This window comes from Edaphobacter sp. FHG110511_03 (genome assembly GCF_059115365.1).
Map to the genome: position 1 here is coordinate 2,201,191 of NZ_JBZYWL010000001.1, position 11,851 is coordinate 2,213,041.

Sequence of the window (11,851 nt, forward strand, 5' to 3'; positions counted from 1 at the left end):
AAAAAAGACGGGGGTGACCGGACACCATAAGTCAGAACTACGAACGTCGCGAAAAACCGTTTTTTCACCGCGATCTCACGGGATTAGGGGAATAATTCTTCATTCCATGTGTTACTCCATATGACTACCGGAATCTCATGGAAGAGCGATCACACACTGCCATTCAGGAAAACGTCCGCGGGCGGGTGAGCTCGGATGGTTCCCAAAACCACTGGAATGCACATGGGGTGGAAAGGCAGAATGCTGCGTTCCTACCCTACCCCTCTATTTGTTCGTTATCAGCCGATGCTGGGATCTATTGGGATCTATATAGACATAGACCCGGTCATCAGGAGATGTCATGAGCCGAATTCTTGTATCCGTTACTCCTGCACCAGGTCATGTGAATCCCATGCTTCTTATTGCGGAAGACCTGGCCAAACGGGGCCACGAGGTCACATTCAACACAGGCGAAGTCTTTCGAGAGAAGGCAGAGGCTGCGGGTCTGAGCTTCGTTCCGCTACAGGGAATTGCAAACTTCGACTTCCACCGGCTGGATGAGGACTTCCCCGAGAGAAAAACGTTCCCAGGAATTCAGCAAGTCGACTATGACATGAAGCATATCTTCGGCGACATGATCCCGGATCAATATCGTGGCATGCAGGAGATCATTGACCAGCAGAACATCGATCTGGTCCTGGTGGATCTTCTGTTTTTGGGCAGTTTCCCGTTGCTGATGAAGCCGAAGGAATCGAGACCGCCGGTCATTAGCTGCGGGATTATTGTGTACTGGTTGCGAACACCCGAGACCTCCCCCTTCACCGGACCGGATTCCACTCCCGAGGGTCTCATTCGTAACGCGGAGCATAATCGGCAGCTGGGAGAGGCGCTGGCTGGGAGTACCGCCTACGTCGATGAAATTCTGAAGCCCTTCGGCGCGACCGAGTCCGTCGGGCTACTTTTCGATGCAACCTGCACGCGGCCCGAAGTTTTTCTGGAATACAGCGCGGAAGAGTTCGAGTATCCGATCAAAAACAAACAGAAGAACCTGCACTTTGTCGGGCCGCTTACTCCAAAGGTTCAAGGTGGCGCGGAAGAACCGGATTGGCTCAAAGAGATCGACGGTTCCAAGCCGGTCATCCTCGTGACGCAGGGAACCATTTCCAATAGCGACTTCAACCAGATTGTGAACCCTGCGATCCAGGCGTTAGCGGATGCCGACGTGCAAGTGATTGTGACGGCCGGCGGAGGAGATGTGTCCACCATTCACAGCTCTCCGAATGCTCGTGTGGAGCGCTATGTTTCCTATCACCACGTACTGCCGAAGGCCGATATTTTTATTACCAACGGTGGATACAACGGAGTTCAGCAGGCGCTGAGCTTTGGAGTTCCTGTGATTTCGGGCGGTACTACGGAAGACAAGCCTTTTGTTTCGGCGCGAGTTGCTTGGTCCGGTGCGGGCATTAACCTGCAAACGGGAACACCTACCGCGGAACAGATTCGCGTAGCCGTCTATGAGATATTGGCTGACCGCAAATATCGCGAACGAGCGAAAGAACTGGCGAAGAGCTTTGCAAAATATGATTCGCTCGCCACGACTTCCAAAATTGTCGAATCCACGATCGCAGAGAGCAAGAAGGAAGCCGTCAGCTTGATAGGAAGCTGACATCAAGATCTGACGCGGTGCCCCACCTTCGTCGCGAAGCGACTAAGGTGGGGCATTCGAGCGAAGCTCGAATCTCACTCCATCGGGGCGTCCAGTAACTGTGAATATCGATTCCGCTTCAACCTGGTGCCTGACGAGGTTGTGTTGCTGACGGTTACAATCTGCGCTGGGTTAGACGTCTTACCCGTGAGACTGAAGGTTGGCGCAGCGGTAAGCATCGATGTTACGCCGCAAGAGGGAAGACAATCGCTCTGAAATTGCGCCAGCGCATAGCTGGTGGAAGGTCTCTGGTCCACCAGGATGCCTGGGCTGCCGGCAGAATACGTAGTATCTGTTCCAGACGCATAAAGTCCAGTGGTGACATCTGTACAGGTGTAGGTCGACCCGACGACGGATAATTGCAACGTGTCACCGCTTGCGGGTAATGGACAGGTCACTACGCTGCGGACGCCCGAGCCTGCCGTCAACACGTAAATTTTGGCTGAATCTGCGATCCAGCAGACCCCGCTTGCTGCTGCACTCATGCGAACGCAAGGACCGGTGGAATCAGTATTTGAGGTGTGGCTCACGAACTTTACCTGGGAGTACTGGTCGTTTGTGAATGCGAGGCCTGTATAGATTGCCAGCCCCTGCTTTGCGGAGACGGAGGGCACGACCATCCCACTCGCTTGTATCAGGGACACATAAGCGGAAGAGGTCGTATTCGTCCAGTTAGCTGACAACGCACCCGATCCACTGAACGCATCCGTGACTGGATAGCTGGAGTTGGGAATGATGATGATGTAGGCCACGGATGCAATGGTACTGGTCAGGTAGCCTGAGGCGGTCGCAATCGCCCGCACTGTTTCTGAGGTAGAGACAGTAATTGGGCTTGAGTAGACATTCGAGCTTGTCGTTGGTATCGATCCATCGGTTGTGTAGTAGATGGTAGCTGACGGAGTTGTGGTGCTTATGGCTACCGTCTGCGTCGATCTATAGGTTCCCGCCACAAGGTTGAAGGTCGGTGTAGAAGCCGTAGGTTCAATTGTGTACGCGCCGGAGGAGACAGAGCTGTCGGAAAGTCCAGGAGCGGCCGCAAACGCCCGGATCGTCTCTGTTGTGGAGACATTGAGGGGACTCGAGTAGACGGTCGAGCTTGTCGTTGGTGTCGTTCCGTCGTTTGTGTAGTAGATGGTGGCGGATGGAGTCGTGGTGCTTATGGTCACTGTTAGTGGTATGGGGTAGGTTCCGGCCGCAGGATTGAATACTGGCACGATCGCCCCAGGAACGGCGCCTGTGGAATACAGCATGTTCAGGCTGGCGTTATTGCTAGTCCCGTAGGCCGGGTTATTTAAGTTAAGCGTAACCCCGGAACGAGTCTCCGTTGCAAGATACTGCCCTTGATGCCCGCCTCCGAAAAACGACTGACCGGTGATGAAGTAGTTGGTGTCGGTAAATTTAAATCCAGTCCATCCAGGAGGGGAAGGTCTTATCGGATATTGAAAGAACCCATCAATTTCAACATTTCCGTTAACAATATTCAGGTCTGTGCTGGCCTTCTCAGACTTCCACCCCAAAACCCACAGGTTAATTCCGGTGCCGGTGACCTTGTCGAATTGCACGCGGTAGTTACCAGCCGTCTGCGCTGTTGGTGGATAATCGGCATGAGTTCCATACCACGTAGCTGTGACCGTGCTTCCAGAAATAGCAGTTACGACTGCTGGAGTGGAATTAAGCCAGCTTGCAGGTGAGATTCCCGCGAAGTATATGTACGATCCAATCGTCATTCCGGGATCAACCGCAAGCGTAAGCGTAAGGGTCTGGGTTGCGGAAACATAACTTACACCTGTTACTGCAAGTAACTGGCCCTCAGACTCATCGTCTAATCCGCGGGCATAGATCGACTGTCCAGTACAAAAGCTGGTGCGCGTAAGTTGTGCATCCTCAAAGAAGACATTCCCCGCTCCTGCAGAGCAGCTGTAAGATAGCCCTGTGTTACACCCGCAAATATGAGCACGATCATAAACAGTCGTTTCATAACACCCTCCTACCGGATCCGAAGATTGCATCTGAAACGATCTGTTGCCCAGTCTCAAGCTGTAAATGTTACGTTGTTACTTATTAGATTCAAGAAGATGAAAGGTTATTCGAGATAGAAGGCCGCGAAGCCCCCATTTTTTTGATATCCAAAGCCGCCGCCGCTTCTAGAACTCGAAATCTCCAAGTAGGACAACTTCCGCATAACAGCGTAGTAAAGTCCACAGTTCTCGCCTCTACAAGGAAGTCTTAGTTTGGTGGTTGATCGGACGACTTGCCGAGGATATGTGAAATGCTTTCACAACAAGGGCGGAACTAACGTCGCGCGTATCCAGCGGTTTTCAAGATTCCGGGCGACATCTATTTTGTCGACTTGGAGTCCTTTGTGAACGGTCGGAATGCTACTAATCGGCTCTGAATCGGATTCTCCCCGTTTACCTCTGACAACACGACCGCTTCGAAAAATGGGTTGTGACCATGTTCCGCCTCGGCCTGCGTAATCTCCCTGATACCGGTCTCAGAGGTCAGATACGAGATCAGTGCGGCAGTCTGCGTGCCCTGCACCAAAAGAATCCGGCTTACAGAAGCCTGTCGCGGCAGTAGCGCGATGATTCCAGGCGACACCATCCTGGAAGCAGATTCACTATCCAGCGGAAATTGTGGAGGACTCCCAGCCGGCATTCGCTTATCAATAACGTACTTCTCATACGGCCCAGCTTGTAGCTAAGACGATCGATATCCGATTGATAGGCAGTAAGGGACGAAGTCGTACCGAACGCAACCACATTTTCGTAGTCAATGATTTGATGGGGAGATTCCACTGAGCTTGAGACCGAGGTGTGCACTCCATAGGTGTCGAGAAATCGTTCAAGCCGAAGTGCCGCGAACGTGTCCGAAGCAAAAGTGTAATTCTGCCAGGCCGCCGGTTTGCCAAGCCGCTTTTCCATCTCGGCTAGCTGAGGTGAGTCTTCCAGCTTGGTCGACTCATTAATCGAGATGTCGCGAGCGACTAATGTACTGGCACTTCCGCCCGGCCGCCATGCAAAAAATACAGGAGTAGGCAGGACGATGCGGGTCGCCTTTCCATTATTTGTGATGTTCTTCCAGAAAAGTGGCAGTTCCTGATCCATGGATGCGCTGTTCTTCCCGCTATAGCGCTTTGGCATCAAGAGTAGCCAACTTAAACAGGAGAGGAGCACAACAATGACGGCGACCAGCACCGGAGTCAGGAAGCGATTAGGACTTTCTTCCAATCTGGAGATGGGGAAAACAGCCACAGAGGAAACTGCATCTCTACTTGTGTCGCCTGCCAAATCGATCGCAGGATTGGATTGCAGTCCCCCTGCAACTTCACTCTCCGGGATCGCCTCAACCAATTGAACCTGGTGGGTACCGAGCGGAATAACGATCCTAATGGTGGAGCGACTCCCTTCTCCTTCGTAATATTTTCGGAGAAGATCGCGAAGTCTGGCAATTTGAACACGGACCGTGGCATCGATCTTTGATTCGAAATCCGGAGCCTTACCTAAACCGTCCACCGCGATAGCGTACTCGCTGATTTCCAGGTTCCGGTTTTCCCAGAGATAGAGCAGCAGAGCGCGCAGTCTCGACGCTCGTTCAAAACACTTGCTTTGGAGTACTTCCTCCAAAGGTCGAGCGTCTGGAATCTTCGATTTTGGGTCCACCCAATCTTCAGCTAATACTGACACAGAAAATCGGATCCCTTCGCGGCCCATTCAAGATAGTCCTCGGCCATTGTCTTCAATGGAGTGAAACTCTCTTTGTTTTTGGCGTTCCCAAACAATAGGTGTTCGCTCTTCTCTTCGTCAACAGGAAAATGTGCGACCTGTCGCGGCAGATTCACCATGGTTTCCGGCATGCTGCTTCCTTCCTTTTCAAAGGCCCTTCGTGCCCAGTTTCGCTGATTTGTAATGGAGTCGGTGACCTATATTACTGAAACTAATAAGTAACAGCCGTAACATTTACGACTGGAGACTGTGCAGCGGTCGATTTCAAATGCAAATCTCGCACTTGCAAAAAGACCGGACTACAAAGGGAGATAGTCAATGCAACTCCACAGTTTCCTCCTGCAGCGATTGAGACTGTTGCTACTCTTCGTCTTGCTCGTCGTATTCGGCCCTGCCATGAACTGGGCACAAACTGCCACCGGAACAATTACAGGGACTGTCACTGATTCTGGCGGACGCGTCGTTGCGAATGCTCAAATTGCTGTCCAGGATCAGGCGACCCACTTGGTATACAAGGCGCAGAGTCTCCAGGATGGCACCTATACGGTTCCACTCCTGCCTGTTGGCACCTATGAAATTACCGTCGCCGCGCCGGGATTTCAGACCTTTCGCCAGACCTCGGCAACACTCGATGTGGCGCAACGCCTTCGAATCGATGCAGGACTAGTGATCGGAACAGCAACCCAGACGGTCACGGTCACCTCCGAAGAGCCACCACTACAAACGGAGGAGTCCTCACTCGGCAACGTCATGGGAGGACATAGTATCCGTGAGCTTCCCCTGAATGGCCGTCAGCCCTTCACATTGGTGCTGCTGATTCCCGGAGTTCAGACGACCTCCCTTAGTTCGAATGGATTCGCCGATGCCAGCAACCAGGGCTTTTCGCGGTTGAAGATAAACGGTGGCTCAACCACCGGAAACCAGTTCCTGCTCGATGGCGCGATGGACACCCTGCCTACGATCAATGAAGTTTCAGTCGTCCCCATGGTCGATTCCATCGCGGAGTTCCGGGTCATGACCAACACCCCGCCCGCCGAGTTCGGCCTGACCTCCGGAGGAATCGTCAACCTCGCGACGAAAACCGGAACCAACGATCTGCATGGAACTGCATATGAATTTGTTCGCAACGATGTTCTGAATGCGATCAATCGCTTCGCGGTAGTGAACGCAGCGACGGGTTCGGCAAAACCCAAACTGCGTTACAACCAGTTCGGAGGAACCATTGGAGGGCCGGTGTGGATTCCCAAGATCTACAACGGGCACGACAGAACCTTCTTTTTCTTCGGTTACGAGCAGTGGCACCAGCGTAGCGCGAGCATCGGCTATACCACCGTACCGACACAGCTACAACGTTCCGGAGACTTTTCACAGACCCGCACCAGCACCGGCGCTTTGATCCCAATTTACGATCCGAACTCGACCGCATCGAATCCGGCCGGTAACGGCTTCGTCCGCGCCCAGTTCACAGGCAACACCATTCAGTCGAACAGAATGGATCCGCTCTCGCTTGCCGTGCTCAAGTACATTCCGCTGCCGAACGTCACTCCACAGAACCCATATACAAACGCAAACAATTTCTTTTCGAATGCCGCCGGGGCCATCGATCAGGATGTAATTGCCATTCGCGGCGACCATCGAATCAGCCCCAATGACAGCGTCTTCGTTCGTTATGCGAGCAATCTTAACGTAACCCACACCCCTGGAAACGGGCTCGGAATCTCTGACCCTGCGGCGCGCAACGACACTCGCAAGAACTACAACCTGGCCATCGGGGAGACGCATACCATCTCACCGACCATTCTCAACGAGCTAAGGGTAAGCTTCGTGCGGCAGCATCTCACCTATGTGGCACCGAGCGTAGGTGGCGGCTGGCCGCGGCAACTGGGCTTTCCTTCCATCATTCCCGACACTGAATTTCCTTCGGTGGCGATCTCCGGCATGATCAGCACCGGCAACACCAGTCCACCCTCGGATGGAGTTCGCGTCGGTACTGTGATTCAGGTGGCGGACGGCGTCACTTGGGTGAGAGGACGACACACCTTCAAGTTTGGCTTTGAGTCCCACATCTCACGCTTCAATCAGCAGCAACAAAATTATCCCTCCGGCCAATTCACCTTTAGCGGTGCGCAGACTTCCAATCCGCAGGCATCGGGAGGTACCGGTGTTGGATTTGCCGACTTCCTGCTCGGACAGGTGGCAAGTGGACAGCTAACGATCAATCCAGGCTTTTCGGTTAGCTCGTGGGCCGGCGGTGTCTATGTTCAGGACGACTACAAGATCAAAAACAATCTAACGTTCAACATAGGACTTCGTTACGAACTCTTTGGACCACCGACCGAACGACACAATATGTTCTCGACCTTCGACCCGACAGTGGTCAATCCAGAGACTGGCATGCTAGGAGAGATGGTCTATGCCGGTGTAACTGCGCCGAGGAGCTTTGTAAGTTATGGCCATCCCTATTTAGCGCCACGGTTTGGTTTTGCGTACTCTCCCAACTCTCGCACGGTTGTGCGCGGGGGCAGCGCCATGATCTATAACCCGGTGGAGTCGGCGGACATTCATCAGACCAACAACAATGCTATCGGCTTTTCCGCGACGAATACCTTCTCCTCATCCGGACCTTATGCAGCTTTCCAGTTCAATCAGGGACCATCTTCGTTGATTGCTCCGGTTGGAGCGGCCGGAGGTCCTACGGCGTATCGGGGACAGAGCGTTTACTTCCAGGAGCACAATACGACTGTTCCCTATGTCCTGCAGTGGAATCTGACTGTGCAGCGCGCTCTGCCCGGGCAGTGGACCGTTTCGGCGGGATATGTAGGCAGTCACGGTGTCAGGCTTATCGGCGCGAACTACGCGTATAACCAGCTAGACCCAAGCTATTGGGCTACGTATGGCTCGAAGCTGCAGAATCAGGTCCCCAACCCATTCTTCGGTAAAATCCTTACCGGCCCCCTGGCAGCACCTACGATTAGCCAGACCCAGGCGTTGCTTCCTCTACCCGATTATCAAAGCATTACGACTCTTGCCCGTCATGGCGCCAACAGTATCTGGCACGCTCTGGAGGCAACTGCAGAGCATCGTTATGCGCATGGGTTGACCGTTCTGGTGTCGTATACCAAAAGCAAGCTAATCGACGATTCCAGCTCGAGCGACAGCGGCGAAAGCATCGATGGAGCCTTCAGAATCGGCCGCTATAACCCTCACCTTGACCGTTCGCTCGATAGCAACGATGTATCTCAGAACCTCGCTGTTAGCGGCGTATGGCAGCTACCTTTTGGAGAAAGAGCGCATGGGTGGCGCTATCTCGCCATCGGTGGATGGCAGTTGAACGGACTAATGGCTTGGCAGACCGGGTTTCCATTAACTGTCACTGGCTCGAATAACTTCACGGGTACGCCTTATCCGAACCTTGCGGGGAATCCGACGCTTCCCGCATCGAAGCGAAGTATAAAGCAGTGGTTTAATACCAGCGCCTTTGCAAAACCCGCTGATTACACACTTGGAAATGCGCCTAGAACATTGCCGGCAACCCGCGGGCCCAACTACACCAACGCGAACGCATCGCTCACCAAGAATTTCAGGCTCCGGGAGAATACGATTCTGCAGTTCAGAGCAGAGGCATTCAACGTGTTCAACCACCCCCAACTCGGCATGCCGAATACCGGGTTTTCTCCAAATTCCAGCGGCGTAAATACGAACTCCCTGTTCGGTACCATCAACAGCGCGCTCGATCCACGAACGATCCAACTTGGGATGCACCTCGGCTGGTAGTAATCCCGTATTTCGCGCCATAAATTGGCGAACATCTACAGCTCCAATTAAACACCATGCACCCACGTCACTGTCTGAGGTACAGAGACCGTGACGTGGGTAGCACTTGAGGAAAAGAAGTTATGAACCGAGTAGTACGACTGAAGGTTGTCTTATTTGCGTTGATCGCCGCGCCGTTGCTTCTGCCAATGGAGCTCTGTGCAGCGAATCCCAAATCCTTCGATCTCGTTGTCTATGGCGCGACCGCCAGCGGCGTAATGACGGCGGTTGCCGCGGCCCGCGAAGGCTTAAACGTTGCTCTAGTCGATTCGGGGCATCACGTGGGTGGCATGGTCTCTGGAGGTCTCAGTTCATCCGATATGGGAAGACAGGAAGTGATTGGCGGAATGGCGATGGAGTTTTTCGAGCGCGTTGGCCGCCATTACGGTGAGACCGTTGAGACAAAGTTCGAACCTCATGTCGCTGAAGAAGTCTTCAACGAGATGTTGCGCGAGGCAAAGATCACGACGATCTTTGACCAGAAAGTTCGCGAAAAAAAGGGTGTTACAAAAACCGCAAAGAAGATTGTTGCCATCACGCTGGAGAGTGGAGAGATCCTGCGCGCCGTTGTATTTGCCGATACCACGTATGAAGGTGATTTGATGGCTCAGGCCGGGGTGACCTATACCTGGGGCCGTGAAAGTACCTCCGAATACGGTGAGTCGTTTGCAGGAGTTCGGGGCAAGCAGAGGCCGGATCACCATTTCAACGTTCGCGTTTCTCCTTATGCCGCCGACGGCTCTCTGTTGCATGAGGTGTCTGCTGGGCCCAAAGGAGAAATGGGACAAGGCGATAAGAAGGTTCAGGCGTATGGCTTCAGAATGTGCCTGACGAACGATAAGAGTAACGAGATTCCCTATCCCAGACCCGATAACTACAACCCCTATCGATACGAACTCCTGAAGCGTCTGATCGCGGCACTCAGCAAGGCAAAAGGACGGCCGCCAGTCATGCGCGAGATGATGATCATGTCACCGCTTAAGGGAAATAAGTTCGACATCAACAACTTTGGCGGGTTTTCTACTGACGATATCGGCGCAAGCTGGGAGTATCCTACGGCCGACTTCAGGCGTCAGGCCGAAATATGGAAGGAACACTACAACTACGATGCTGGCTTCTTTTATTTTTTAGCCAACGATCCCAGCATTCCCGAGTCTCTCCGCAACGAGGTCAATGAGTACGGTCTTGCAAAAGACGAGTTTATCGACAACCATAACTGGCCCTGGCAGCTTTACATTCGCGAAGGCCGACGCATGGTTGGACAGTATGTAATGACGCAAAAAGATATTGAGCATGATCTTACAAAGCCGGATTCGATTGGAATGGGCTCCTATCCGAGCGATTCGCATCACGTGCAGAGGGTTCCTACTCCGGCAGGCGATGTAGAGAACGAAGGCGAAATGTCCGATGCAACCGAACCATATCAAATCCCTTATCGAATGATCCTTCCAAAAACTGGTGAGACTGACAATCTTCTCGTTCCCGTCTGTTTCTCGGCAAGCCATGTAGCGTATTCCACCATTCGCATGGAGCCACAATATATGATCATCGGTCAGGCGGCAGGCGTCGCAGCAGCAATGGCCGTGCACCATAGTTTGCCGGTTGGAAAGATTCCGATTCCGGAGTTGCAGAAGCGGCTACTGAAGGAGCAGGCAATCTTGTCTTTGCCTCTCGCTGCGCAAGCACCTCTGTAGGACAGCGCTACTGCAAAGGAAACGCCGGAGCAATCGAACCACCTCGTTAAGGGCACGGCTTCGGCCGTGCCGCGGAAGTCGCAACCCCGCTGGTTAAGCGGAACCCCCTGTTATCAACACCCGCTTGCCGCCCCTATCCCGCCCAGACTAAGCTAAACTCCGTCCCCCTTTGGTTTCTATTTCGCGGTATGGAGAAACGCCCTATGCGCCGCCTTATTCTGTCAGTCCTCAGCCTTGCTCTCTTCGCGGCACCGTCCGCCTTCGCCCAGCAGCTCGTCAACGTCTTCGTCACGGGCGATAACAACGGCTTCAGCGCGGCAGGCGCGAACGACTCTGCGCTTGACCTGCAGAAATCCCTCGCCAACAAGAAAACCCTACGCGTCGTCAGCTCCCCGTCGGAGGCCGACATCGTCGTTCGCATCGACTCCCGCGATTCGCATAAGGAGGTCGACGGCTACACCACCAACACCAATCGCAGCGACGACGGACGATCGAGCACCAAGACGACCACCTCCAACGACAAGACCGTTCGCAATCTTCACGCCACCCTGATCGCCGGCGACTTCACCCAGGCACTCGACGCCCAAAGCGAGATGAGCTGGCGCTTCGCTGCCGACAACATCGCTGGACAGATCGAGCGCTGGGCCAAGGAAAACAACGCCCGGCTGATGGCACGCCGCACCGCAGGCGGCAACGCTGCGCCTCCACCACCGTCCGCGCAGAACGATGCGCCGCCGCCGTCTGCCGGCCCTTCCGGTGATACCGCCAACGCCACCATCCACCCCGGCATGACCGCCGACGAAGTCACCAAGGCTCTCGGCGATCCGCAGAAGAAGGTGAACTTCGGAACGAAGTCTCAATGGACTTACAAGGGCATGCAGGTCGTCTTTGAGAGCGGAAAGGTCACCGACGTAAAGTTCTAGCCGCATTTCAAG

At 53.8% G+C, this 11,851-nt stretch carries 6 protein-coding genes; 4 read left to right on the forward strand and 2 right to left on the reverse strand.

Annotated elements, in window-relative coordinates; genetic code table 11:
- Positions 1-340 precede the first annotated feature (340 nt).
- On the forward strand, positions 341-1,645 hold the full coding sequence (locus AC5S26_RS09005; protein WP_494184514.1) for a glycosyltransferase: 1,305 nt from the start codon (positions 341-343) through the stop codon (positions 1,643-1,645).
- Between the two features lie 74 nt (positions 1,646-1,719).
- Here the strand turns inward: AC5S26_RS09005 and AC5S26_RS09010 are convergent, their stop codons facing one another.
- Positions 1,720-3,411 carry a chitobiase/beta-hexosaminidase C-terminal domain-containing protein gene (locus tag AC5S26_RS09010; protein WP_494184515.1) on the reverse strand — a complete coding sequence of 564 codons (1,692 nt, stop codon included), beginning with the start codon at positions 3,409-3,411 and terminating at the stop codon, positions 1,720-1,722.
- Positions 3,412-4,239: 828 nt separating this feature from the next.
- On the reverse strand, positions 4,240-5,397 hold the full coding sequence (locus AC5S26_RS09015) for a hypothetical protein (protein WP_494184516.1): 1,158 nt from the start codon (positions 5,395-5,397) through the stop codon (positions 4,240-4,242).
- Between the two features lie 330 nt (positions 5,398-5,727).
- Between AC5S26_RS09015 and AC5S26_RS09020 the strand changes: the two genes are divergently transcribed.
- From AC5S26_RS09020 to AC5S26_RS09030, 3 genes are all read left to right on the forward strand, one after another.
- Positions 5,728-9,183 (forward strand): TonB-dependent receptor, encoded by a 3,456-nt coding sequence (locus AC5S26_RS09020; RefSeq protein WP_494184517.1) that lies wholly within the window; start codon positions 5,728-5,730, stop codon positions 9,181-9,183.
- 122 nt (positions 9,184-9,305) lie between these two features.
- Entirely contained in the window at positions 9,306-10,916 is a 1,611-nt protein-coding gene (locus AC5S26_RS09025; protein ID WP_494184518.1) for an FAD-dependent oxidoreductase, read from the forward strand.
- Positions 10,917-11,119: 203 nt separating this feature from the next.
- Complete coding sequence (locus AC5S26_RS09030) at positions 11,120-11,839, forward strand: hypothetical protein (protein WP_494184519.1); 720 nt, start codon at positions 11,120-11,122, stop codon at positions 11,837-11,839.
- The last annotated feature ends 12 nt before the right edge of the window (positions 11,840-11,851 follow it).